Below are 24,144 nucleotides of genomic sequence, written 5' to 3'. Positions count from 1 at the left end.
ATCGTTTTGTTTTTTCGGACCTTCTTCTTGTCGAAGAGGGTCCTTTTCTTTTTGTCCGAACGCCTTGGAGATTTGGTTTCAGAACGTTTTTGAAATAGACGGCACTACATAAAACTAACCTTGGAGGTAATGAAATGACAAGCAAAGCACACGGTGGAGATTTGGTAAACAGACAGGTGACGGGCAGTGAAAGAGAAAAGGCATTGAAAAATGCAGAGTCGCTTCCTTCTTTATTCATTTCGGATTGGGCAATCTCGGATTTGGAATTGATCGGAATCGGCGGCTTCAGCCCATTGACCGGCTTCCTCGGCCAAAAAGATTATGAAAGTGTGGTACATACATCCCGTCTCAGCAATGGAACGGTTTGGAGTGTTCCAATTACGCTATCGGTTACGGCAGAAGAAGCGGACAGCTATCAGGTCGGGGATGAAATTGCTTTGAAAGGCGAAGACGGCGTCATTTACGGAACAATCGAACTGACGGAAAAGTACGCATATGACAAGCAATTGGAAGCACAGAAAATTTACGGAACAACAGAAGAAGCACACGCCGGTGTGAAGAAATTATACGAACGCGGCGATGTTTACCTAGCTGGTCCGATTACTTTATTGAATCGACCAGACCACAGCGAATTCGAGGAATTCCACTTGGACCCAGTTGAAACACGCCAGTTGTTCCAGGAACTTGGCTGGAAGACGATTGTCGGTTTCCAAACGCGCAACCCCGTGCACCGTGCACATGAATATATTCAGAAAGCAGCACTTGAAGTAGTCGACGGCTTGTTGTTGAACCCGTTAGTCGGTGAAACGAAATCAGATGACATTTCAGCGGCAGTCCGGATGGAAAGTTACCAGGTCATTTTAAAGCATTACTATCCGGCAGATAGAGCACGCCTCGCGATCTATCCAGCAGCAATGCGTTATGCAGGGCCAAAAGAAGCGGTTCTTCATGCCATTGTCCGCAAAAACTACGGCTGCACGCATTTTATCGTCGGCCGCGACCATGCAGGGGTCGGTGACTATTACGGCACATACGAAGCACAGGAGTTCATCAGCCAGTTTGAAGAAGAACTGGGCATCCAAATCTTTAAATTTGAGCATTCGTTCTACTGCAATGCATGTGAGAACATGGCAACAGCCAAAACGTGCCCGCACACTGCAGAAAACCACGTCCATTTAAGCGGTACGAAAGTGCGCGAATTGCTTCGCAACGGAGAAAAACCGCCAAAACAGTTTTCCCGTCCGGAAGTAGCCGATGTACTTATTAAAGGCTTGCGGGAGACCGTAACAAGTAACTAAATTGAAGGATGGTTGCCCATGTCAGTCTCAATGGTTTTTGTGCTAATTGTCATCATCGCTATGGTCAGTGCGCTCCTTTTTGAAATTGCCCGCCCAGATATGATTGTGTTTTCGGCATTGGTGGTTTTGCTGCTGTCTGGAATTTTAACGACAGAAGAAGCGTTGCGCGGCTTTTCCAATCCGGGAATGCTGACCATCGCCTTATTGTTCATCGTAGTCGGGACTGTACAAAAGCATGGCCTAATCGACCAGATGATGATTGGCTGGCTGAACAAGGGCAAAAGCCTGAAAGGTTCACTGTTCCGTATTTTTCTGCCGCTTCCGTTAATCTCTGCTTTTTTGAATAACACGCCGATTGTCGTGACACTGACCCCATTATTGAAGAAATGGTGTGAAGAAAGGAACATTGCACCATCAAAGGTTTTAATTCCTTTGTCGTATGTAACGATTTTAGGAGGGACCATCACGCTGATGGGAACTTCAACGAATCTGGTAGTCCACGGTATGCTGATCGATTATGGGCTTCCTGGATTTTCACTGTTCCAATTGGCGATTGTCGGCATCCCCATCACTATTGTCGGCTTGATCTATCTATTCACCATCGGCAATATGCTTTTGCCCGAGAATAAAGGATTCAGCCAACAGGTGGCTGAAGATTCCCGGAAATACATTGCTGAAATGGTGGTGGAAGAAACCTTTCCACATATCAACCAAACAGTGGAAGAAGCTAAATTACGTGATTTAAAGGGATTGTACTTGATAGAAATCATCCGGAATCAGACACGGATTTCGTCGGTCAGCTCCAAAACGGTCATCCAGTCTGGAGACCGCTTAATCTTTACCGGGCTCATTGCCACCATCGCAGATCTCCAAAAAAGAAAAGGTCTGACCTTAAAGACGGGTACAAACCTCCAATTGGATGACTTGAAAAACGGCAATACGCAGCTTGCAGAAGCTGTCGTTTCCCATGAATCGTCGCTATTGTCAAAAACCATCAAGCAATCCCAGTTCCGCTCACGCTTTGATGCAGGTGTAATGGCCGTTCACCGCAATAACGAGCGCATCAAAAGCAAAGTCGGCGATATCATTCTGCGGCCGGGCGATACTTTGCTATTGCTCGCCGGCAATGGGTTTGTGGAAAAGTACCAGCAATCCAACGACTTTTATGTAGTGTCTTCTATGAAAATGCCTAAGGCACTTGAGGAAAGCCGCTTGGTGGGCTGGTTTTCATTACTGGTACTTTTGGGGGCAATCGCCTGTGTCATTGTCGGTTGGTTGAGCATGTTCAAAGCCATGGCATTGGCTGTGCTGATTTTGCTGGTGACCAAGTCGGTTTCAATGGACGATGCAAAAAACGACGTGCAGTTCAATGTGCTGCTGCTGATCGCCAGTGCATTCGGGGTAGGAGCGGCCATGACCAAAACTGGTCTGGCGCAATGGGCGGCGGATGGCTTGTTGGCAATCGGACAGCCGTTCGGCCTGCTAGCTATTCTGATTTTAATTTACCTGCTGACCAGCATCTTTACAGAACTGATCACCAATAGCGCTGCGGCTGTCCTGATGATTCCAATCGGCATTGAAATGGCCAGCAACCTGCAGCTTGATCCCATGGGCTTCGCAGTGATCATCACGATTGCTGCCTCTGCAAGCTTTATTACCCCAATCGGTTATCAGACCAACTTGATCGTCTATGGGCCAGGCGGCTACAAATTCATGGATTATGTCAAAGTGGGCACGCCACTCAGCATTCTGGTTATGTCGGTGACCATCGGAATCGTTTACTATTACTGGTTTTAGGAGGAGAAAAGATGACCAAATCAACGAATATTGTATGGCATGAATCAAGTGTCACAAAAGAGGACAGACAAAAATTGAATAACCACAAAAGCGGGGTGCTGTGGTTCACCGGGTTATCGGGATCAGGAAAATCGACGGTATCTGTGGCCCTGGAAAAAGAGATCCACGCACTTGGAATCCGTACCTATCTATTGGATGGGGATAATGTCCGCCACGGATTGAATAAAAATTTGGGATTCAGCCCGGAAGACCGGACAGAAAACATTCGCCGCATCGGTGAAGTTGGAAAACTGATGAGTGATGCAGGGGTATTGACGCTATCGGCATTTATTTCGCCGTATCAGGAAGATCGCGACCAGGTGCGTGCCTTGCTTGAAGAAGATGAGTTCATTGAAATATACGTCAAATGCAGTGTGGACACTTGCGAAGACCGCGACCCGAAAGGCCTCTATAAAAAAGCACGAGCCGGCGAAATCAAAGGATTCACAGGCATCGATGCGCCATATGAAGAACCGGTGAATCCTGAAATCGTCATTGAAACCGACAAGCAGACTTTGGAAGAGTCGGTTCAGACAATTACAGATTACTTGAAGAAAGCAGGATATCTGGGCTGATGGCCAGTGGCATTGATCCAGTGAAATTGCTGGAAATCAGTCTTGCAGCCGGCAAAGAAATCATGGCGGTTTATGGACAGGAATTGATCATTGAAGCGAAGGCTGACGATTCACCACTGACCATTGCCGATCAGCGGTCGCATCAGACCATTGAAAGAGGACTGCAGATTGCCTACCCAGACATACCGGTTCTCAGCGAAGAGGGCAATAAAATCCCTTATGAAGAGCGGAAAAACTGGCAGCGTTTTTGGCTGGTGGATCCACTCGACGGCACGAAGGAATTCATCAAACGCAATGGTGAGTTCACCGTCAACATCGCTTTAATAGAAGAGAACTATCCGGTTTTGGGTGTGATTTACGTGCCGGCCATGGATGTTTTCTACTACGGTGAAGAAAACAGCGGCGCATTTAAATTGGAAGCTGCTTCAGCTCGAAAGTTTGAAAAAACCGATGAATTATTCGAGGGAAGCATTCTGTTGACTGCAAAAAAAGCTTTAGACCGGACTCGAATCGTAACAAGCCGTTCGCATATGTCCGCTGAAACACAGGAATTCATCGATCGGATAAACGACGATAGCCAACCAATCGAACAGATATCGGCAGGCAGTTCACTGAAGTTTTGTCTGGTAGCAGAAGGGGGAGCGGATTATTACCCCCGCTTTGCACCGACTATGGAATGGGATACGGCAGCCGGCCAGGCGATTGTCGAAGCATCTGGCGGAGTTGTGCAGAGCGTTAAAGACCAAACCCGCTTTTCCTACAACAAAGAAAGCCTGAAGAATGGCTGGTTTTTGGCAAGAATCTAAAAAGCTTAAGGCTAGTGAATGAAGAAAATGGAAACTCTGTATTGCAGAAAGTAAATAAATGATATTTTCAGAGTTTTATTGACAGTTATCTTTTATTGCTATAGTATTTAGAGAAATTATTAAAACCAAGTAATCTTATAAGGTATTTCTTATCATGAGAGGTGGAGGGACTGGCCCTTTGAAGCCTCGGCAACAAGTTCTGGTTTTTGACCGGATACACTGTGCCAATTCCAGCAGGTTCCATTGGGATCTGGAAGATAAGAAGACAGGCCCCGCAAACTGCGAATTGGTACCCTCTCTTCTTGTTCCATTGGAAGAGGGGGTTTTTATTTTAGTGGCACGGAGGAATATCCAACCAACGGGACTGCTTACTGAAAATCTTTAATTCAATATATAGAAGTTTAAAGGAGGAAGTTAGGATGAGCCACGCTGTTTCGTACGAGCAATTTACTGGAGATCCATTTAAAGATCTGGCACCGGCCGATCTCTTGAAAGGGGCTGCTGATATTCTGCAATGGGCCTATGAATCCTATGGAGAGGATATTGTCTATGCTTGCAGCTTTGGGGCAGAAGGCATGGTGCTGATTGATTTGATCTCCAAGGTGAAAAGCGATGCCGAAGTGGTGTTTCTCGATACCGACGTCCACTTCAACCAAACTTATGAACTGATTGAACGCGTCAAGAAGCGCTACCCGAAATTGAATATCCGGATGAAAAAGCCGGAATTGACGTTAGAAGAGCAAGCCAGCCAGTTCGGTGATGAACTATGGAACAGCCAGCCGGATAAATGCTGTGATATCCGCAAGGTCAAGCCGTTGGAACAAACACTTTCGGGTGCACAGGCTTGGATTTCAGGCCTTAGAAGAGAGCAGTCAGCCAGCCGCAGCAAGACGGATTTCATCAACAAGGACAACCGGTTCAAGTCGGTTAAAGTTTGTCCGCTGATTCATTGGACATGGGACGATGTTTGGCAGTATATCCAATTGAATAGCCTGGAATACAACATTCTGCATGACGAAGGTTATCCAAGCATCGGCTGCAAGCATTGCTCTTTTGCAGTGACGACTGATGGAGACAGCCGCGACGGCAGATGGAAAGGCTTTGCGAAAACTGAATGTGGCCTGCATACATAATTAGGCCGGCAATAGAGTAAATTACCGATCAGAAAATGGCATAATCATCGTTTCTCTGGTTGAAAAAAGGAGTCTAGGAAGCTTATGAAAAAAGTCTATTTAGTGGGTGCAGGTCCAGGCGACCTTGATTTGATTACAGTGAAAGGGTTGAAAGCCATTCAGAAGGCTGATGTCATCCTTTATGATCGCTTAATAAACCAGGAATTGCTGGACGAAGCGAAAGAACATGCCCAATTGATTTATTGCGGCAAAAAACCCGATAACCATTCCTTGAAGCAAGAAGAAATCAACGAGCTGCTTTGCCGGTTCGCATTGCAGGGGAAAATCGTGACACGTTTAAAAGGAGGCGATCCTTTCGTCTTCGGCAGAGGCGGAGAAGAAGCAGAGGCATTGGTGGACCACAATATCCCGTTTGAAATTGTTCCAGGTATCACAGCGGGCATTGCAGCGCCGGCTTACGCCGGAATTCCGGTCACTCACCGTGATTACAGTTCTTCCGTAGCCTTTATTTCAGGAGTCAGCAAAGTGGGCGTCGACCAGGATGAATACTGGGAACATGTCGTCAAAAGCATGGATACGTTGTGCATCTACATGGGTGTCAGCAAGCTTCCTGAAATCTGTGGCCGCTTAATGCGCCACGGATTAAAACCGACGACACCGATCGCCTTGATTGAATGGGGGACGACAGAACGCCAACGGACGGTTACGGGAACACTCGAAGACATTATCCGAAACGCCAAGGATTTCGAGAATCCATCGATGATTGTGGTGGGAGAAGTGGTTCGATTGAGAGACAAATTGCAATGGTATGAGCAGCTGCAGGACGAACAGCAATTCCAGCTTGCCGCCCATGTTGGATAAGGAGATGGTGACATGCAGGCTGTACTTTACGTAAGCCATGGAAGCCGTGTAAAAGAAACACGCGATGAAGCGATGGCGTTTATGGAGCAGGTTCATCAAAAGGTAGATGTAACTCTTCACGAAACCTGCTTTTTGGAGCTGGCCAGTCCGGATATTGGGGAAGGAATTGACAGCCTTGTCAAACAAGGCGCGACAGCAATTGCAGTCGTTCCAGTTCTGTTGCTGAGCGCCGGACATTATTACGAAGACATTCCAGATGAAATCAAAAAATCGGTCTTGCGTTATCCGGATATCCGCTTTACTTACGGAAAACCGCTTGGTGTCCAAGATCGGCTCGTTGAGATTTTAGCTGAGCGTCTGCAGGAGACGACAGTGGAGCGATTGCCTGAAGCGAAGATTCTGCTGGTCGGAAGAGGCGGGAAGAGCTCGGAAATCACCCGTTCGGTTGAAGAAATTGCTGCGAAACTGGCAGTGAAAGCAAATGTACCGAACGTGGAAGTCTGTTATTTGGCCGCAGCTGCCCCGTCATTTGATGAAGGATTGCAAGCTTCCATCAATTCCGGCAGCAACCAGATTTTCGTGGTTCCTTATTTATGGTTCACAGGCCTTTTGGTGAAATCAATGCAGAAGAAAATCAACGCTTTGTCTTCAGACGACCAGCAAGTCATCTTATGCGGATATTTAGGCGACCATCCATCCATGGTGGATGCCCTGGCCGAACGCACACAGGAAGCGCTGCAAAGTGAGCAACAATTAGCATGGTGAATGACAGAAGGAGAGATTGAACATGAATGGATTGGCCGGAAAGAAAATTGGCGTCGCCGCAGTCCGCGCTGCAAAAGAAATCAGCTTGCTGATCGAAAAGCAGTCCGGTACACCTGTCATTCTCCCGATTCAGGGAAGACAACGGCTGAACGAAGACATCAGCGCACAGAACATCACAGATTTTTTAGCCAAATCTTTTGACTGGGCCATCTTCACGACGGGGATCGGAGCAAGAACTTTAACCGATTCCGCAGAAAGCATCGGACTTCAGTCGCGTTATATCGACAAGCTGAAAGAAACGAAATTGGCTGTTCGAGGCAGCAAAACAATGAAATGGATCAAAGAACATGGCTTAGAGCCGGTCCATGTTTCAGAAGACGGAACCATGAATAACCTGCTCGGGGCTTTGGCTGAAGAATACGAAGGCAAGAGCCCGCAGCGGATCTTTTTACAAGCCTACGACCAGGACGACGATAAACTGAAAAGCATCTTGGAGGAAAAGGGCCACTCGGTTTACTTATCCCGGCCTTATTCCTATGAAAAACCAGATCTTTACATAGTGGACCAATTAAAACAATCCATCATCGCACAGTCCTTGGACGCCATCGTTTTCACCAGTAAAACGCAGGTGAGGAATATCTTCGCCGACGCTGAGCAAAGCCAAGAACTGGCCAACGCTTTCAATGACCGGGTGCTGGCAGTTGCCGTCGGAAAAGTCACCGCCAATGAGCTGGAAAGCAATGGCATCAATCAAGTGCTGCAGCCCGAACACCAAAGGATGGGGGCTATGATCGTAGCGATTGACCATCATTACCGCCAGCAGCAAATTCTTCAATAAATAAAAATAAACGAATTTCGAGGTGAAACAATTTGCAATTGCAGACAATGAACAGCCCATTCGATCAGGAGCAGGTCGAGCTTATCAATCGCTTATTGCCGATGCTGACCGACAATCAAAAAATTTGGCTGAACGGTTATTTGGCCGGCACCCAGTCAGCCGCCACAGTAGCGGTGCAGGAACAACCCGGATTGGAATGGTATGCACAGCAAGGCGGTGCACCGGTTGCCACGCGTGAAATCACCATTCTGGTCGGCTCCCATACCGGCAACTGCCAATCGGTTGCCAAAGAGGTTTCGAAAAAACTGCAGGACAAAGACTATCAAGTGAAGCTTACTCCAATGGATGAGTTTAAACCAAAAGACTTGAAAAAAGTCGAAGATTTATTGGTCATCACCAGTACGCACGGAGACGGCCATCCGCCGGATAACGCCATTGCTCTTTATGACTTCCTGCACAGCAAACGTGCTCCGAAGCTTGATGATGTCCGGTTCTCGGTGTTGTCATTGGGGGACAGCTCCTACGAATTCTTTTGCCAGACCGGGAAGGATTTCGATAAGCGTCTGGAGGAATTGGGCGCCAAACGCATTCATCCGCGTGTAGACGCCGATTTGGATTTTGAAGAACCGGCAGAGGAATGGTTCGACGGCGTCTTCAGCATCTTGAACAAAGACAAAGAAACAGATCGTCCTGGTCCGGGAGCTGCTTCGGCTGCTCAAGAAATTCCAGCTGCCAGCAAGCCTGCCTATTCCCGCAGCAATCCGTTCAACGCGGAAGTTCTGGAAAATATCAATTTGAATGGGCGCGGGTCGAATAAAGAAACGCGCCATCTGGAACTCGATTTGGAAGGTTCTGGCCTGCAATACGAACCGGGAGACAGCTTGGGGATTGTTCCTGAAAACGAAGACAAGCTGGTTGATCAATTGATTGCGGCGGCAGGATGGAATCCAAATGATTCGGTATCGATCAACAAGCAAGGCGATACGAGCTCATTGCGCGACGCATTGATTACGACTTTTGAAATCACCAGCCTGTCGAAGCCGTTGCTTGAAAAAGCGGCCGCTTTTGCAGAAGGTGATGCCCTGAAAAATTTATTGGAACCTGAAAACAAAGAACAGCTCCAGGCCTACATTTATGGAAGAGACCTGATCGACTTGACGGAAGATTTCGGCCCATGGCAAGCGCCTGCTGCTGAATTCATTAAAATCCTGCGCAAAATACCGGTTCGCCTGTATTCGATTGCCAGCAGTGCAAAAGCGAATCCGGATGAAGTTCATTTGACCGTAGGCGCATTGCGCTACGAAGCGAACGGACGGAAACGGACGGGCGTCTGCTCGACGCAATGTGCAGAACGTTCAGAAGCCGGCGCAACGCTCCCAGTGTTCATCCAAAGCAATAATAGTTTCCGTTTGCCTGAAAATCCGGAGACGCCGATCATCATGATCGGTGCTGGAACAGGAGTCGCTCCTTACCGTGCTTTCATGGAAGAACGGGAAGAAACGGATGCACAAGGAGACGCATGGCTGTTCTTCGGTGAACAGCATTTCGTCACCGATTTCCTTTACCAGACTGAATGGCAAAGATGGTTGAAGGATGGCGTCCTGACGAAGATGGATGTCGCCTTCTCCCGGGATACGGCAGAAAAGATTTATGTGCAGCACCGTTTGATGGAAAAGAGCCAGGAAGTGTATCAATGGTTGGAAGCTGGAGCGAATGTCTATGTCTGCGGCGATGAAAAATACATGGCCAAAGATGTCCATGCTACGTTGGCGACCATTCTGGAGCAGGAAGGCAATATGAGTGCAGAGCAAGCGGAAGAGTATTTGACTTCCATGCGCAGCGACAAACGTTACTTGCGCGATGTTTATTAAGCAGACCCGCTCAACATTGAAAGGAGCTTATCATGAAAATTAAAGAATTGACTGACATAGAAGGCACTCCAAGTGAAATGGAGGTCATCAAAGACCGAACCAACTACTTGCGGGGCAATATTGAAGAAAGCTTTGCGGAGCGCTTGACGGCTTCGATTCCCGATGAAGACACCAAGCTATTGAAATTCCACGGCAGCTATATGCAGGATGACCGGGATATCCGCAACGAGCGTGCCCAGCAGAAACTTGAGCCTGCCTACCAATTCATGATCCGTGTCCGCCTGCCCGCAGGCGTTGCCACGCCGCATCAATGGCTGACGATGGACAATCTGGCAAACACACATGGCAATGGCACTTTAAAGCTGACGACACGCCAGACTTTCCAGATGCATGGCATTTTGAAATGGAATATGAAGAGCACCATCCAGGAAATGAACCATGCCCTGATGGATACGATTGCTGCTTGTGGAGATGTCAACCGGAATGTCATGTCGACATCCAATCCCTATCAATCGGATGTTCACGGAGAAGTTTATGACATTTCCCGCGAATTAAGTGAACACCTGCTTCCGAAAACAAGAGCCTATCACGAGATTTGGCTGGATGAAGAAAAAGTTGTCGACAGCAACGAAGCAGAAGAAGTGGAGCCGATGTACGGGCGCTATTATTTGCCGCGGAAATTTAAAATCGGTTTTGCGATTCCACCTGCCAATGATGTCGATATCTACTCCCAGGATCTTGGGTTTATTGCCATCTTGGAAGGCGGCAAGCTGCAAGGCTTCAACGTTACGGTCGGAGGCGGCATGGGCATGACGCATGGCGACGCGAATACGTATCCGCAATTGGCGCGCGTCATTGGATTCTGCCCGCCGGACAAAGTCAATGAAGTCGGCGAGAAAATCCTGACCATCCAGCGTGATTACGGAAACCGGACGGACCGGAAAAATGCCCGTTTCAAATACACTGTCGACAGACTGGGCCTTGATTGGATCAGAAATGAATTGAATACGCGCTTAGGCTGGGAGATTGAAGAAGAGCGACCTTTCCAGTTCGACCGCAACGGCGACCGTTATGGCTGGATTGAAAGCGACGGCAAATGGCATTTGACGCTATTCATCGAGAATGGCCGTGTTAAAGACTTTGACGGCTACCCATTGATGACAGGACTCCGTGAAATTGCCCATGTCCACACAGGGGAATTCCGCCTGACAGCCAACCAGAACTTGATCATCAGCAATGTCACAGCGACAAACAAAGCGAAAATCGATGCTTTGGTCGAGAAATACGGACTGACTGATGGCAAAGGAAATTCAGCGCTGCGCCAGAATTCGATGGCGTGTGTGGCATTGCCGACTTGTGGTTTGGCAATGGCAGAAGCGGAACGGTATTTGCCGGTGCTGATCAGCAAAATCGAAGATACGCTGGACGAAGCTGGCCTGCGTGACGAAGAAATCATCATCCGTATGTCGGGCTGCCCGAATAGCTGTTCACGCCCTGCACTTGGGGAAATCGGCTTTATCGGCAAAGCGCCCGGAAAATACAATATGTATTTAGGGGCGGGTTTTGCAGGAGACCGGCTGAACAAAATGTATCGCGAAAACATTGGAGAAGAAGAGATTTTAGCGACGCTGAAACCGATCTTTTTCCAATTTGCAAAAGAACGCCAGGAAAACGAACATTTCGGTGATTTCGTTATTCGCGCCGGTTATGTAGCGGCGGTCACATCGGGTCTTAATTTCCATAGCTAATCATATAAAGTCCAATCGATAGCCCGGGGGTAGTTTCCGGGCTATTGTTGTCAGGAAAATCCATGAAAGAGGAGTGTTCACATTGAAATACAGTTACATATCCCATCTTTATTGCCCGAAATGCGAGGCCATTTACGATACGAAGCAACAGCATCAATTATGCACATGCGGTTCGCCGTTATTGGTGGATTACCATTGGGACGAACTGAAAGCGGATCTGAAACGCAATGAGGTAGAAAAAAGGCAGCCGACTTTATGGAGATACCATGAGATGCTGCCGGTGGAAAACGAAGCGAACGTGGTGTCACAAGGCGAGGGCATGACGCCACTGATAGCGATGCCAGCCCTTGGAAAAGACATGGATGTGGAAAATCTCTATATGAAAGACGAGGGATTGGTGCCGACAGGGACGTTTAAAGCAAGAGGCGCAGCTGTCGGCGTGTCCAAGGCGAAGGAAGTGGGCGTCAAGGAATTCGCAATGCCGACTAACGGCAATGCAGGGGCTGCATGGGCCCTTTATGGCGCCAAAGCCGGTATCCAATCGACCATCGTGATGCCGCAGGACGCACCGAAAATCACGCGCAACGAAGTGGCCTTGTCCGGGGCGAATCTGTATTTAGTCAATGGACTGATCAGCGATGCCGGAAAAATCGTCGGACAAGCTGTAAAGGACTTTGGCCTGTACGATGTATCGACGCTAAAAGAGCCATACCGCATCGAAGGCAAGAAAACGATGGGTTTGGAAATTGCCGAACAGATGGGCTGGGAAATGCCGGACGTCATTCTCTACCCGACTGGCGGGGGAGTGGGCTTGATCGGCATCTATAAAGCCTTGAATGAACTGAAGAAACTGGGGTGGATCGAGGGCAATCTGCCGCGCTTGGTGGCTGTTCAGGCGACGGGTTGCGCGCCGATTGTCAAAGCCTGGGAAGAAGGGAAGAACGAATCCGAATTCTGGGCAAGTTCTAGCACACAGGCTTTTGGCATCAATGTGCCGAAAGCGCTGGGCGATTTCCTGGTGTTGGATGCCATCTACAAAACAAAGGGCTGCGCTATTGCAGTGGACGATCAGGAAATGCTTGCTGAACAAGGGAAAATTGCCCGTCTGGAAGGATCCTTCATCTGCCCTGAAGGCGCGGCTGTTTTTGTAGCCATCCGCGAATTGCGGAAACAGAACTGGATTAAAGCTGGTGAAACGGTTGTCGCTTTGAACACCGGAGCGGGCATCAAATACCCGGATACCGTAAATATCGATGTGCCCATTTTGGAAATCGGTGATTCGATCACTGTGAAGTCATAAGGAAGATGGAGAAATTCAGATACGTTGAAGGGGTGAACGAATCATGAAAATTAAAGGGAATTTGCTGGCACAGATTTTAATCGCTTTTGCGGTGGCAGTCATTTGGGGAATTGTGTTTGGTCCGGCAATTGAGGTTGTCGCACCATTGGGCGATTTGTTCTTAAGGCTGATCAAATTTATCATTGCACCTTTGATTTTGGCGACCTTGGTAGTCGGAATCGCCAGCACAGGAGACCCGAAACAGCTCGGGAGAATCGGGATAAAAACCATTTCGTATTATTTGGCCACCACCGGGATTGCCGTTGTCATCGGTTTGGGATTTGCTTATTTGATTTCACCGGGCAAAGGGCTTGATCTCAGCATTCCGGATACGACGGTGGAAGTAAATGAAACAGGCGGCACCGTCGCCACTTTGCTGAATATCATTCCGGAAAATCCGTTTGAAGCACTTGCTTCAGGCAACATTCTGCAGATTATCTTTTTCGCAGTTTTTATTGGGCTGGCGATTACGTTGGTCGGAAAACCGGCTGCGCCCGTCCGTCGTTTCTTTGAAGGGTTTGCAGAGGTGATGTATAAAATAACAGGCATTATCATGCGATTCGCTCCAATCGGTGTTTTAGGGCTAGTGGCACCGGTTGTCGGACAATACGGGTTATCCGTCTTGCTGCCCTTGGCGAAATTGATTTTGGCGGTGGCCCTTGCCTGCTTATTCCATGCAGCTGTCGTCTATTCACTGGCGGTCAAAACTTTAGGGAAGACCCGTCCGTTGAAATTCTTCCGAGGAATTGCTCCGACTGCGGCCGTTGCGTTCAGTACGTGCAGCAGTTCGGGCACCTTGCCTGTAACATTCAAGAATACCCAGGAAAACTTAGGGGTTTCCAGAAAAATAAGCAGTTTTGTGCTGCCTCTTGGCGCAACCCTGAATATGGATGGCGCAGCCATCTATCAAGGCATCGCTGTCGTTTTTATCGCCCAGGTTTCGGGAGTGGAGCTTACCTTGTCACAATTGCTGATTGTTATCTTTACAACCATATTAGCTTCCATCGGTGCAGCTGGGGTACCGGGCGCTGGCCTGGTTATGCTGGCGATGGTAGTGAGTGCTGCCGGTCTGCCGCTTGAAGGCATTGCTTTGGTTGCCGGAGTGGACCGCATCCTTGATATGTTCAGAACATCTGTCAACGTGGTTGGCGACGCTTCAGCCGCCGTTGTGGTGGCTGCCACTGAAAACGAGCTGTGGATCGATGAGCCGGCAGCAGATATCAGCTCTGATGAAGTTCCGGACGGTGAGCTCAGTGCTTGGAACTTCAAGTGATAGTGGAATAAAGAACTTAACAACAAGCTGAATTCTGAAACCCTTCATCAGTCCTTTAACCTGGTGAAGGGTTTTTAGTTGGGTGAAATCGTCATTCATGAAAGGGTGCTGTGGAGTTGTCGCCTATCTTATTTGCTTTTGCTGTTCTATGATAAGGAAAGAAGAAAGCCAGAGCGTTTTTTGGAAGGAAGATTAATATGGCAGCGGAAAAATGGAAGGCTTTATTTTGGATTGCACTGGCAGAGCTGTTTGCGCTGAGTCTATGGTTCAGCGCGAGCGTGACAGGACCAGAATTAAAAGAACTGTGGAGCCTCACGACACGAACGGAAGCCTGGTTGTCGGCAGCTGTTCCAGTCGGGTTTATCATCGGCACATTGTTCAGCGTCTACTTCGGCATTGCAGATCGCTTTAATGCGCGGAAAGTCTTTGCACTTTCCGCATTGGCAGGAGCGCTGATCAACGGACTGTTGCCGATTGCCGACAGCGCTCTTACTGGCATTGCATTGCGTGTATTGACTGGGGTGTCACTTGCCGGTGTTTATCCGACCGCGGTCAAACTGCTCTCACTTTGGTTTCCGACAAAACGAGGGTTAGCCCTCGGGATTTTGATTGCCGCTTTGACCTTAGGCTCGTCACTCCCCCATTTTATCAGCATCTTTTTTTCCTCTGTAGATTGGAAACTGGTCATCGTTGTAAGCTCGCTGCTGGCATTGGCTGCATCGGCTATTATGAACTGGATTGTGAAGGACGCCCCAGCTTCTTCACAACGTATGGTATTCTCCTTTAAATTAATTAAAAAAGTCTTGCTTAATAAACCTGTTATGCTGGCGAACTACGGCTATTTCGGCCACATGTGGGAATTGTATGCGATGTGGACATGGTTGCCTGTTTTTATTGCTGCCAGCTTTGCAAGTGCCTTGCCTCAAGTCAGTTCGGCAACCATCGCTTTCTCGTCTTTTGCCTCAATTGGAATTGCAGGAGCGGTTGGCTGTGTACTGGGAGGTTTAGTGGCAGACAAGTTAGGCAGGTCGCGGCTGACCGTTCTTTCTCTCGGAGTCAGTGGTGCCTGTTCAGTCATCATCGGTTTCACGTTCGGACAGCCTTTATGGCTGACGTTGCTGGTCGCAGTGATTTGGGGGATGTCTGCGATTTCCGATTCTGCCCAATTTTCAGCAGCGGTAACGGAATTTGCAGATGCTCCGTATTTAGGGACAGCTCTGACATTCCAAATGTGCATCGGGTTTTTGATCACCATTTTCTCAATCAATTTAATTCCAATTGTGCAAAGCATTATCGGGTGGGAGTGGGTGTTTGCAGTATTGAGCATCGGTCCTGTATTGGGCTTGATTTCCATGACGAAATTCCGTATCTATGAAATAAAATCAGCTAAACAATAGTCTTTAGTACATAGACAAAAAGAACTATCGCTTTTGCGTGAAAATGATTATGATAGAGAGAAAAGAACGTAGATGGTTGCAAAGGGGATAGCAGGATGAATTGGTTGCCGAAGAGAAAAGATAAGGTAGCAGCTTTCTGGGAATGGTTTGAAGACAATAAAGAAGCCTATTTTGATTTGGACGATTCCGGTAGAGACAAGCTCTTTAACCAATTGGAAAAGAAGTTGCATAAAGTAAACCGGCATCTGGCTTTTGAACTCAGTGAAGGGCTGGTGGACGGAAAACGGGAATTCATCGTCAGCGCTGATGGCATGGTGGAAGCATTTGATGCTGTGATCAATCTGGTCGGCCAAGCCCCTGATTTGCCACTCTTTACGATCGTGGCGTTTCGTCAGCCGCAGGAAGAAGAGGTTTCCATCGAGTATGGGGAAATTGAACTGTCATGGGAAGACATTTTCTGCACCTTCGAAAAAGACAGCGATGAAGTCAACCTGATTTTGTACATCAAAGGGTTTACAGAAGACAATGAAGATGAATTCGTCTCGGCTTCATTTATTCTGCTGGATACGATCATCGGCGAATACAATGCCGGCATGCGCATCGGTGAAATCGAATTTACCAGTTACGAAGGGCAGCCGGACGTCCGGCCAGTGAAGGAACTGCAAAGCCTTTTTTAATGGAGAGCGAAACCGCACTGAATAACCCAAGCAAAAGGCCTGTCTGAAATCTTCAGACAGGCTTTTTACTTTTGAACTTATGAGGATTGTTCTTGCTTATTAAGGCGTTGTCGGGCAGAAGAGTTGGCAGATATGATGGCTTTTCTTCCAAGCGCTTTGGCTAAGCCGAATTCAGGCATATTCACATAAATCGATTCCGATTGGCCAGGAGAGATAAGGTAGGTTTCATGATAGATGCCGACAGCGTCGCTGTTTCTTGCTTTTTGATTGAAGGTTTTCCAGGCAGACAAATGTTTTTGTCCTTTTGAATAAGCGTGCAGCTCTTCTTCGGAACCCCAATATTGAACCATGAAAGTAAGCGGCAATTTGAAGAAGTTTTCAGATGACAGGCAGCCCAGTCCATTGCAGCCTGCGTTGTCCGTAATCCATAATCCAAGGTGATCAGCCAAAACGGGGCATTGGGCTGCTCCATTAACTGCGTTTGAATCATTTCTTGAATACCACGATAAGTGTTGAGGCGCTCAGCCAATTTTTCGCAATAAGCCTCTAAATGGTTGAGTGTTTCCTGAACATCCTGATTTCGGCTGAAGAACAGTTTGAGGAATAATTCGTTTTTTTCTGTAGGCAACTGGTGAATGGGCTATTGAATCCATTCTTTTAGAACACGTTCTCCTTCAGCGGTAATCGTATACTCCTTTTTATCGGGTTTACTTTCCTGAACCTGATTTTCTACTGAGGCATAACCTTTTTCCACCAACACTTTCAAACTAGGATAAACCTGTCCATAACTGATTTTCCAAAAATGGTTCAGGCTTGTATCAATCATTTGCTTGATCGAATAACCTGTGCGGCAGTCTGTTGTCAATAGACCAAGAATGGCATATTGCGAATGATTTTCTCTAGCCATTTATACGCCTCCCTATATCAAGTTGATATATATCACTTTGCTATAAAATACTCTTTTTTTGACCTTTCGTATAAAATTTGATAATAAAATGCTTTATGCATTCAATAAACAGGTATAGCAAGTAAAAGGAGGGAGAGTGATGGAGAATAAAGAAAAAGCTGGAAAGAAAACAGGTCGGGCAATTTCCAACAAACTGACAGCAGATATGATTAGCTCACTGCCAACCTGTATAAAAGTGTGGTTATCCGAAATTGGGGCTATTGGCCATGAACAAATCAATTTGGTGAGTCTTAAGCAATCGGGGTAATGAAACTGAAACCAGAACAGAAGCAGTGGACCGTAACCGAAGCAGAGCAAATCAGCTATACGGATCCACCTGCTTTCCGATGGATCGTGAAGCTGAAAATGGGCAAAGGCGTAGTTGTGACAGGAAAAGACAATTTCCTGGAAGGGAAGGCAAGTATGCACATCAAGCTTGCAGGCATCATTCCGATTTCCAAAACAGTTGATGATGAAAAGACCAATGAATCGGCACTCCAGCGCTACCTGATGGAACTCGCCTGGTATCCTTCGGCTGTCCTCAGTCCCTTCATTTCCTGGTAGGAGGTGGACGCACACTCCGCAACAGCGACCATGAATTTTGAAGGCCTTAAAGGTTCTGTCACTTATTTTTTCAATGAACAAAACGAATTGCTGAAAGTGGAAGCCTGGCGCTACAAAGACAGTGGAGAAGACGCCCGTCCCCTGCTGTGCGTGGGCACTGTTAAAAAGCAGCGGAAAGTGGGGGGACTGACCGTTCCAGTGAAGATGGAAATCAGCTGGATGCTGGAAGAAGGGCCGTTTACTTGGTATCGATTTGATGTACATGACATACGATTCAATTCTATCAATGGACAATTTTCATGAAATGATGCTTTTAAGTGATGGACTGCAGACAGGATCAGTAGGCATTCTTGATTTCTTCCAATCATATTTATAGAACTTAACTCCTTTTCCTGGTCCATTTTCAACGGTTAGTTGAACGCATTAAGCTGTTTTATACATTAAATGTATACATTGTGAAAAAAATCACAGAAATTTCATTGTTTTTTGACAGATTGCCTTGACCTGCTCTTCAGATACAGGTACCATATTTAGAATACTTAAAACTGAATAGTGAATTCTTATCGAGAGAAGTTGAGGGACTGGCCCTATGATGCTTCAGCAACCAGCCGAAAGGTCAGGTGCTAAATCCAGCAGGCAAGAAATTGTCTGGCAGATGAAAAGGAACGAGTTTGATATCGTAAAGCCTTCTTTTTCATGAAGGCTTTTTTTGTATATATGGGAGGTTGAGAAGAGTGGGTTTATTAGACGAATTAAAGACCAGGATTTTGACAGCGGATGGAGCCATGGGAACATTGCTGTATTCATACGGCATCGAGTATTGCAATGAGGAATTGAATCTGCAGCGCCCGGAAGTGATTGAGAAAATCCATTTGGATTACATCAAAGCCGGCTCGGATATTATCCAGACCAACACATACGGAGCGAATGCAGCGAAGCTGGCACGCTACGGTTTGGAAGAGCAAGTCGCTGGCATCAATAAAGCCGCGATCGACATCGCCAAACGTGCAGCAGCGCCGGGCGGCCAATTCGTTTTCGGAACCATCGGCGGAATCCGCGGAATCCGGAAAAGCGATGCCACCCTGCAGGAAATCATTGCGATGGTGGACCAGCAGGCAAGCCACTTGTTGGCGGGAAATCCCGACGGCCTATTGCTGGAAACCTATTACGATTTCGAAGAACTCGCAGAAACGGTCAAGCACCTGAAAGGGATGACGGATACGCCGTTGATTGCGCAAGTATCCATGCACGACCCGGGGATTCTGCAAAATGGAATGTCGCTGAACGAAGCTCTTCATCAACTGGAAAGTCTGGGAGCGGATATTGTCGGCGTCAACTGCCGTCTTGGCCCGCACCATACCATTCAGGCCTTTGAAGAAGTCACATTGCCTGAAAAAGCGTTTTTATCGGCTTACCCGAACGCCAGCCTGCTGGATGTGGAGGATGGCCGGATCGTCTATGAATCGGAAGCGGATTATTTTGGGCGTGCCGCTTTGTTATTGAGAGAAGAAGGGGTCCGTTTAATTGGAGGCTGCTGCGGCACGACGCCGAAGCACATTGAAGCGGTGAAAAAGCACCTGAACCATTTGCCGCCGATTGTCCATAAAGAAGTCACGGAAAGAAAACCGATTGTCATCCGTGAAGCGGAAGCATTGGCAGTCAAACCGCTTCATGAAAAAGCCAAAACGGAACGGACCATCATTGTGGAACTGGACACACCGCGCCATTTGGATACCACTAAATTCCTGGAAGGCTCTGCCGCTTTGAACGAGGCCGGAGTGGATGCCGTAACCATGGCGGACAATTCTTTGGCATCGCCGCGCATCAGCAATATGGCGATGGGCTCCATCCTCAAACACAAGCAAGACATTCGGGCGCTTGCCCACATTACTTGCCGTGACCGCAACCTGATCGGTCTGCAATCGCATTTGATGGGGCTCGATGCGCTCGGAATCCATGATATACTCGCCGTAACAGGAGATCCGACCAAAGTCGGCGATTTCCCGGGAGCAACCAGCGTCTATGACGTCTCGAGCATGGAATTGATCCAATTGATCAAAAAGCTCAATGAAGGGATTTCATTTTCCGGCAAGCCTTTGCGGAAAAAAGCCAACTTTTCAGTCGCTGCGGCATTCAACCCGAATGTCCGTGTGCTGGACCGGGCCGTAGCGAGACTGGAGAAAAAAATCGAAAGCGGTGCAGATTATTTCATTTCGCAGCCGGTTTACACAAAAGAGAAAATCATCGAAATCCACGAAGCGACCAAACACCTGGAAACACCGATTTTTATCGGAGTTATGCCGTTGACGAGCATCCGCAGTGCCGAATTCCTGCACAATGAAGTGCCGGGAATCAAACTGTCGGAAGATGCGCTTGAACGTATGCGTGCCTGCGGCGAAGACAAAGGCCGCGCGACGGAAGAAGGCATCCAGATTGCGAAAGAATTGATCGATACAGCAGCCGAACTGTTCCATGGCATCTACCTGATCACACCGTTTGTCCGTTACGATATGACCGTGGAATTGATCCATTACATCAGACAACTAGATCAACAGAAAGAGAGCGATCCTATACATGTCCAAACATCTTATTGAACAACAACTCGAAAAAAGAATATTGATCATCGATGGAGCTATGGGAACGATGATCCAGAATGCGGATCTTTCCCCTGAAGATTTTGGTGGTGATGAATTCGACGGCTGCAACGAATATTTGAATATTGTCCGTCCGGAGGTCATTGAAGAAATTCATGCGGCCTATCTGGAAGCGGGAGCTGATATTCTTTGCACCAATACATTCGGCGGAACGCCGATTGTGTTGGATGAGTATGGAATCGGCGATCAGGCAGCGGAAATCAACCGGCGTGGAGTGGAAATCGCCAAAAAGGCGGCTGCTGCTTTTTCGACGCCGGAATGGCCGCGTTTTGTGGCCGGCGCTATTGGACCGACGACAAAAACATTGTCGGTGACGGGCGGCGCGACATTCGATGAAATGCTGGAAAACTTTTATGTGCAAGCCAAGGCTTTGATTGAAGGCGGAGCGGATTTGATCTTGCTGGAGACGAGCCAGGACATGCTGAATGTTAAAGCGGCGACCATCGGCATCAAGCAAGCTTTTGAAGAAACCGGAATCGAATTGCCGATTATGGTGTCCGGAACCATCGAACCAATGGGCACCACACTTGCCGGACAAAGCATCGAAGCGTTTTACATCTCGATCGAACACGTCAAACCTTTGTCGGTCGGCTTGAACTGTGCAACAGGACCGGAATTCATGACGGACCATATCCGTTCACTATCGGAGTTGTCGGACGGCTATGTCAGCTGTTACCCGAACGCCGGCCTGCCCGATGAAGATGGCCATTACCATGAAACGCCGGAATCACTGGCGAAAAAATTGCGCGGCTTTGCCGATAAAGGCTGGCTGAATGTCGTAGGCGGCTGTTGTGGGACGACGCCTGCACATATCAAAGCAGTCCGTGAAGCAATGGAGGGGCTGGCACCAAGAAAGCCGGATCCGGTTGACCATGGCCACGTAGTGTCTGGGATTGAACCACTGCAATACGATGAAACCATGCGTCCGCTGTTTATCGGGGAACGCACAAATGTCATCGGTTCCCGCAAATTCAAGCGCTTGATTATCGATGGGCAGTTTGAAGAAGCTGCAGAAATCGCCCGTGCACAAGTCAAGAATGGTGCACATGTCATCGATATCTGCCTGGCGAACCCGGACCGGGACGAAGTGGAAGACATGACCAACTTCATGAAAGAAGTCGTCAAGAAAGTCAAAGTGCCATTGGTGATTGATTCCACGGATGAAGAAGTCATTGAAGTGGCGCTGAAATATTCACAAGGCAAAGCAATCATCAACTCGATCAACCTGGAAGATGGGGAAGAGCGTTTTGACGCAGTGATGCCGCTGGTGAAAAAATATGGGGCAGCAGTTGTTGTCGGAACGATCGACGAGCCGGGAATGGCCGTTACACGTGAGCGCAAACTGGAAATTGCCGAACGGTCTTATGATCTGCTGGTCAATAAATGGGGTCTGGCACCGGAAGATATCATTTTCGATCCACTGGTCTTCCCGGTCGGTACAGGAGATCAGCAATACATCGGCTCTGCAGTAGAAACCATTGAAGGCATTCGCCTGATCAAGGAAAAAATGCCGCGAGCTTTGACCATTCTTGGCGTCAGCAACGTATCTTTCGGTTTGCCGCCGGTTGGCCGTGAAGTGCTGAATGCGGTTTATCTATACCACTGTACGCAGGCTGGATTGGATTACGCCATCGTCAATACAGAGAAACTGGAGCGTTATGCATCGATTCCGAAGCAGGAAATCGATATGGCCAATGAATTGCTGTTTACGACAACTGATGAAACTTTAGCTGAATTCACCGCTTTCTACCGCGATAAGAAAAAAGAAAAGACCGAAGACGATATCCCGAAAACGGTGCCTGACCGTTTGGCTTATTACATTATCGAAGGCACAAAAGAAGGGTTGATTCCAGACTTGGAAAAAGCCCTGGAGATGTACGATGAACCGCTGGATGTTATCAATGGACCTTTGATGAAAGGAATGGCTGAAGTTGGCCGGCTGTTCAATGACAATCAATTGATCGTCGCCGAAGTGCTGCAAAGTGCCGGCGTCATGAAAGCCGCGGTTTCATTCCTTGAACAGTTCATGGAGAAGAAAGAAGACGATTCCGGAAAAGGAAAAATCGTTCTGGCTACCGTAAAAGGCGATGTCCACGACATCGGCAAAAACCTGGTCGAAATCATTTTGAGCAATAATGGCTTTAAAGTAATCGATGTCGGCATTAAAGTGTCGCCGGCGACTTTGATTGAAGTGATCCGCAAAGAAAAGCCGGACATGATTGGCTTGTCTGGCTTGCTGGTCAAATCTGCAAAACAGATGGTCATCACCGCCCAGGATTTCAAGGAAGCGGGCATCGATGTGCCGATTCTGGTAGGCGGCGCGGCTTTGTCGAGACGCTTTACGGAAACCAAGATTTCAGCGGAATACGATGGACCGGTCATCTATGCAAAAGACGCGATGCAGGGGCTGGATCTGGCCAACCGTCTCCAAAGTGGAGCCGGCAAACAGGAATTGCTGCTGGAATTGGATGCCCAACAGGAAAAACGCCAAGCTTCTGAAGCAGCGCGCGCAGCCAAGCCGGCTGTTGCTGTTGCTGAAAAGCCGGTCAAGACGGTTCGTGAAGACGTACCTGTTTACGTACCGAATGATTTGCGGCGCCATGTGCTGAAGGAATATTCAGTGGCGCACCTGTATCCTTACGTCAACATGCGCACCTTGATCGGCCATCATCTTGGGCTGAAAGGCTATAATGATAAAACCCTGGCAAATGGGGATCCGCGTGCGGTTCAGCTGCATGAACTGGCTACGAATTTCTTGGGCTCCGGCTTATTGAAGCCATCTGGCCTTTATCAATTTTTCCCGGCTCAAAGTGACGGCGACGATGTCGTCATCTACGACCCGAAAGACGCCAAAACGGAAATCGAACGCTTTACGTTCCCGCGCCAATCGGCTCCGCCATTCCTATGCCTGGCCGATTATTTGAAATCGGTCGACAGCGGGGTAATGGATTATGTGGCCTTTATGCAAGTGACTGCAGGATTCGGTGTCCGTGACGAAGCAACACGTTTGAAAGAACAAGGCAAGTTCCTGGAAAGCCATGCACTTCAGGCAACTGCGCTGGAATTGGCAGAAGGCTTTGCCGAACGCATCCATCAGGAAATCCGCGACCAATGGGGCTTCCCGGACGCAACGGATTTCTCGATGCGCGAACGCTTTGCTGCGAAATACCAGGGGCAGCGCTTTTCTTTCGGCTACCCGGCTTGTCCGAATCTGGAAGATCAAGAAAAACTGTTCAACCTCATCAAGCCGGAAGACATCGGCGTCCATTTAACAGAAGAATACATGATGGATCCGGAAGCTTCCGTATCCGCCATCGTATTTGCCCATCCGGATGCAAGGTACTTTATTGTGGATCAATGAAGAAAAGCGGAAACGGCCGTGTAGCTCTGCCGGGCATAAGGCAGACCGGCAAAGTGGCGCTCTTTGCCACGGCGCTGGGTTGGCTTATGACCCAAAGAGCTGGGCGCTGTAGCTGGACAAGAAGAAAAGCGGAAGTAGACGTGTAGCTGGACAATACGTAAACAAAATAATAAGCAGAAGCAGGAAATTAAATTTTCCTTGC

The 24,144-nt window shown here is 48.1% G+C and carries 19 protein-coding genes, 2 pseudogenes and 2 riboswitches; of the genes and pseudogenes, 18 read left to right on the top strand and 3 right to left on the bottom strand.

The genetic code is table 11. From position 1 onward, the window contains the following. Window positions 1-134 precede the first annotated feature (134 nt). The 14 genes from sat (at window position 135) to QMA01_RS15165 (ending at window position 16,417) form a co-directional block, all read left to right on the top strand. Window positions 135-1,298, top strand: coding sequence for a sulfate adenylyltransferase (gene sat, locus QMA01_RS15230; protein ID WP_290215418.1), 1,164 nt, complete (start codon window positions 135-137; stop codon window positions 1,296-1,298). Between the two features lie 18 nt (window positions 1,299-1,316). Beyond that, window positions 1,317-3,095: an SLC13 family permease gene (locus tag QMA01_RS15225; RefSeq protein ID WP_290215417.1), complete on the top strand. Its 1,779-nt coding sequence runs from the start codon at window positions 1,317-1,319 to the stop codon at window positions 3,093-3,095. Between the two features lie 11 nt (window positions 3,096-3,106). Continuing rightward, on the top strand, window positions 3,107-3,709 hold the full coding sequence (cysC, locus tag QMA01_RS15220; protein ID WP_203341152.1) for an adenylyl-sulfate kinase: 603 nt from the start codon (window positions 3,107-3,109) through the stop codon (window positions 3,707-3,709). After that, window positions 3,709-4,515: a 3'(2'),5'-bisphosphate nucleotidase CysQ gene (cysQ, locus tag QMA01_RS15215; RefSeq protein WP_290215416.1), complete on the top strand. Its 807-nt coding sequence runs from the start codon at window positions 3,709-3,711 to the stop codon at window positions 4,513-4,515. Before cysC ends, cysQ begins: the two co-directional genes overlap by 1 nt. 146 nt (window positions 4,516-4,661) lie before the next feature. Next, a riboswitch (SAM riboswitch) is annotated at window positions 4,662-4,779 on the top strand. 155 nt (window positions 4,780-4,934) lie between these two features. Then, window positions 4,935-5,648, top strand: a complete 714-nt coding sequence (locus tag QMA01_RS15210; RefSeq protein ID WP_290215415.1) for a phosphoadenylyl-sulfate reductase — start codon at window positions 4,935-4,937, stop codon at window positions 5,646-5,648. 84 nt (window positions 5,649-5,732) lie between these two features. Further along, window positions 5,733-6,509 (top strand): uroporphyrinogen-III C-methyltransferase, encoded by a 777-nt coding sequence (cobA, locus tag QMA01_RS15205; RefSeq protein ID WP_290185311.1) that lies wholly within the window; start codon window positions 5,733-5,735, stop codon window positions 6,507-6,509. 12 nt (window positions 6,510-6,521) lie between these two features. After that, window positions 6,522-7,274 carry a sirohydrochlorin chelatase gene (locus QMA01_RS15200; protein ID WP_290215414.1) on the top strand — a complete coding sequence of 251 codons (753 nt, stop codon included), beginning with the start codon at window positions 6,522-6,524 and terminating at the stop codon, window positions 7,272-7,274. Between the two features lie 22 nt (window positions 7,275-7,296). Continuing rightward, window positions 7,297-8,112 (top strand): uroporphyrinogen-III synthase, encoded by an 816-nt coding sequence (locus tag QMA01_RS15195; RefSeq protein ID WP_290215413.1) that lies wholly within the window; start codon window positions 7,297-7,299, stop codon window positions 8,110-8,112. A gap of 32 nt (window positions 8,113-8,144) precedes the next feature. Next, a complete protein-coding gene (locus tag QMA01_RS15190; protein ID WP_290215412.1) occupies window positions 8,145-9,983 on the top strand; it encodes an assimilatory sulfite reductase (NADPH) flavoprotein subunit in 1,839 nt (612 codons plus the stop codon). Window positions 9,984-10,015: 32 nt separating this feature from the next. Beyond that, complete coding sequence (cysI, locus tag QMA01_RS15185) at window positions 10,016-11,731, top strand: assimilatory sulfite reductase (NADPH) hemoprotein subunit (protein ID WP_290215411.1); 1,716 nt, start codon at window positions 10,016-10,018, stop codon at window positions 11,729-11,731. Between the two features lie 82 nt (window positions 11,732-11,813). After that, entirely contained in the window at window positions 11,814-13,031 is a 1,218-nt protein-coding gene (locus QMA01_RS15180; protein WP_290215410.1) for a threonine synthase, read from the top strand. A gap of 49 nt (window positions 13,032-13,080) precedes the next feature. Then, complete coding sequence (locus tag QMA01_RS15175) at window positions 13,081-14,343, top strand: dicarboxylate/amino acid:cation symporter (protein ID WP_290215435.1); 1,263 nt, start codon at window positions 13,081-13,083, stop codon at window positions 14,341-14,343. A gap of 197 nt (window positions 14,344-14,540) precedes the next feature. After that, entirely contained in the window at window positions 14,541-15,740 is a 1,200-nt protein-coding gene (locus tag QMA01_RS15170; RefSeq protein WP_290215409.1) for an MFS transporter, read from the top strand. Between the two features lie 95 nt (window positions 15,741-15,835). Then, entirely contained in the window at window positions 15,836-16,417 is a 582-nt protein-coding gene (locus QMA01_RS15165; RefSeq protein WP_290185328.1) for a hypothetical protein, read from the top strand. A gap of 77 nt (window positions 16,418-16,494) precedes the next feature. On the opposite strand, the gene QMA01_RS15160 is transcribed toward QMA01_RS15165, so the two are convergent. From QMA01_RS15160 to QMA01_RS15150, 3 genes and pseudogenes are all read right to left on the bottom strand, one after another. Then, entirely contained in the window at window positions 16,495-16,866 is a 372-nt protein-coding gene (locus tag QMA01_RS15160; RefSeq protein ID WP_290215408.1) for a monooxygenase family protein, read from the bottom strand. Next, window positions 16,866-17,045: pseudogene (locus QMA01_RS15155) on the bottom strand (virulence activator alpha C-terminal domain-containing protein); the annotation flags it as partial. The gene QMA01_RS15160 and the pseudogene QMA01_RS15155, both read right to left, overlap by 1 nt. Window positions 17,046-17,057: 12 nt before the next feature. Next, window positions 17,058-17,324 (bottom strand): PadR family transcriptional regulator, encoded by a 267-nt coding sequence (locus tag QMA01_RS15150; protein ID WP_238943263.1) that lies wholly within the window; start codon window positions 17,322-17,324, stop codon window positions 17,058-17,060. A 139-nt stretch (window positions 17,325-17,463) separates the two neighbouring features. On the opposite strand from QMA01_RS15150, the gene QMA01_RS15145 reads away from it, so the two are divergent. The 4 genes and pseudogenes from QMA01_RS15145 (at window position 17,464) to metH (ending at window position 23,942) form a co-directional block, all read left to right on the top strand. Then, entirely contained in the window at window positions 17,464-17,631 is a 168-nt protein-coding gene (locus QMA01_RS15145) for a hypothetical protein (protein ID WP_290215407.1), read from the top strand. Next, a pseudogene (locus tag QMA01_RS18195) lies at window positions 17,631-18,230 on the top strand (DUF6920 family protein). Before QMA01_RS15145 ends, QMA01_RS18195 begins: the two are co-directional and overlap by 1 nt. A 254-nt stretch (window positions 18,231-18,484) precedes the next feature. Then, a riboswitch (SAM riboswitch) is annotated at window positions 18,485-18,589 on the top strand. A 72-nt stretch (window positions 18,590-18,661) separates the two neighbouring features. After that, window positions 18,662-20,521, top strand: coding sequence for a bifunctional homocysteine S-methyltransferase/methylenetetrahydrofolate reductase (locus QMA01_RS15130; RefSeq protein ID WP_290215404.1), 1,860 nt, complete (start codon window positions 18,662-18,664; stop codon window positions 20,519-20,521). After that, window positions 20,502-23,942, top strand: coding sequence for a methionine synthase (metH, locus tag QMA01_RS15125; protein WP_290215403.1), 3,441 nt, complete (start codon window positions 20,502-20,504; stop codon window positions 23,940-23,942). The genes QMA01_RS15130 and metH overlap by 20 nt, the downstream gene beginning before the upstream one ends. Window positions 23,943-24,144 lie beyond the last annotated feature (202 nt).

Origin of the sequence: Planococcus notacanthi (assembly GCF_030407825.1) — a bacterium.
GTDB lineage: Bacteria > Bacillota > Bacilli > Bacillales_A > Planococcaceae > Planococcus > Planococcus notacanthi.
The sequence above is the reverse complement of the archived record's forward strand: the minus strand, read 5'-3'. Positions and strand labels throughout refer to the sequence as shown.

Coding starts and splice junctions, on each gene's coding strand:
- QMA01_RS15145 (WP_290215407.1), top strand. CDS start 17,464: ATGGAGAATAAAGAAAAAGCTGGAAAGAAAACAGGTCGGGCAATTTCC.
- cysI (WP_290215411.1), top strand. CDS start 10,016: ATGAAAATTAAAGAATTGACTGACATAGAAGGCACTCCAAGTGAAATG.
- QMA01_RS15200 (WP_290215414.1), top strand. CDS start 6,522: ATGCAGGCTGTACTTTACGTAAGCCATGGAAGCCGTGTAAAAGAAACA.
- QMA01_RS15210 (WP_290215415.1), top strand. CDS start 4,935: ATGAGCCACGCTGTTTCGTACGAGCAATTTACTGGAGATCCATTTAAA.
- sat (WP_290215418.1), top strand. CDS start 135: ATGACAAGCAAAGCACACGGTGGAGATTTGGTAAACAGACAGGTGACG.
- cysC (WP_203341152.1), top strand. CDS start 3,107: ATGACCAAATCAACGAATATTGTATGGCATGAATCAAGTGTCACAAAA.
- cysQ (WP_290215416.1), top strand. CDS start 3,709: ATGGCCAGTGGCATTGATCCAGTGAAATTGCTGGAAATCAGTCTTGCA.
- QMA01_RS15150 (WP_238943263.1), bottom strand. CDS start 17,324: ATGGCTAGAGAAAATCATTCGCAATATGCCATTCTTGGTCTATTGACA.
- cobA (WP_290185311.1), top strand. CDS start 5,733: ATGAAAAAAGTCTATTTAGTGGGTGCAGGTCCAGGCGACCTTGATTTG.
- QMA01_RS15195 (WP_290215413.1), top strand. CDS start 7,297: ATGAATGGATTGGCCGGAAAGAAAATTGGCGTCGCCGCAGTCCGCGCT.
- QMA01_RS15225 (WP_290215417.1), top strand. CDS start 1,317: ATGTCAGTCTCAATGGTTTTTGTGCTAATTGTCATCATCGCTATGGTC.
- QMA01_RS15165 (WP_290185328.1), top strand. CDS start 15,836: ATGAATTGGTTGCCGAAGAGAAAAGATAAGGTAGCAGCTTTCTGGGAA.
- metH (WP_290215403.1), top strand. CDS start 20,502: ATGTCCAAACATCTTATTGAACAACAACTCGAAAAAAGAATATTGATC.
- QMA01_RS15170 (WP_290215409.1), top strand. CDS start 14,541: ATGGCAGCGGAAAAATGGAAGGCTTTATTTTGGATTGCACTGGCAGAG.